At 39.9% G+C, this 1,033-nt stretch carries 1 protein-coding gene; it reads right to left on the reverse strand.

Annotated features, from left to right (window positions below; all coding sequences use genetic code 11):
- Nucleotides 1–126 precede the first annotated feature (126 nt).
- Entirely contained in the window at nucleotides 127–891 is a 765-nt protein-coding gene (locus A3762_RS03525) for a PleD family two-component system response regulator (protein ID WP_068754115.1), read from the reverse strand.
- Nucleotides 892–1,033: the final 142 nt, after the last annotated feature.

A 1,033-nucleotide genomic window follows, 5' to 3' on the forward strand; every position in this document is an offset into this window, starting at 1 on the left:
CAAATGCTGCACCAAAGCTTGTCAGCATGAGGCGGAGAGAGGTACGGAAATTTTCGAAGTCATCTACAATCAAAAACTTGCTGTTTTGGCAAAGTTTTCTTAATTGGTGTTCATTCACGTGTTTCTTTACCTAGATCTATTGCTTTGTTCTAAAAGAACAATGATCTCGTCAATGAGTTCATTAACTTGATGGATTTGTTGCTGCGTTCCTTTGTAATTTTGATCAATTTTTTGAGTAGTCAGCCAAGCAAATGTAGATGCAAATAGCGCTAGGGCAAGAAAACCTATAAACAAAGGTTGTGGTAGCGCTATTTTGGATCGTTTGTTCGTTTCTTCTGCTTGTATTGAAGCCCAGCGCGATATTTCTGTCTTCATTTGACGATTTTCTTTGAGTAGCTCTTCGTAACTTGCTTCTAGCGTTGAGATTCTTGCGTAGAGTTTCGCGTTACTTGACTCGTTTTCAATAGTTTCGTTTACCTTACTATGCACTTCGTTAAATACGAGAGGGACGTCGTCATTCTTAGGAGTGCATATCCGATCAAGCATTAAATAGAGCTTATCTCTATCGATTTGTTTTGATATGACGCCCGCAGCTCCAAGCTTATGAGCCTCTTCGTAGTAATTGTGCGCATGCTGGGATGTATACATGATGACAGGGATATGCTTGGTTTTATCGTCATTTTTGATGCGCTCTAGTGTTTGAAAGCCATCAAGGCCTGGCATCATATGATCGAGAAAAATATAGTCTGGATGAAACCACGATAATTGGGATAGTGCATCTTCACCCGAGCAGGCTTGTTCGCAATGAACGCCTTTCTTTTTGAGTATTTTTGTGAGTAAGGTTCTTGAGGTTGACGAGTCGTCTACGACTAGTGCGCTTTGGCTTGTCACAATGGGTTCCAGATGTGATTTTTCTTTATAAATAATAAGTTTAGCAAGCTCTGGGCGTTTGGCTAAAAATAATACTTTTATTGGCTCGGTTAATTAATTGCCAAGCGGTCAGATTATCTGGATAATACGCGGCCTATTTTAT

Source organism: Oleiphilus sp. HI0125 (assembly GCF_001635355.1).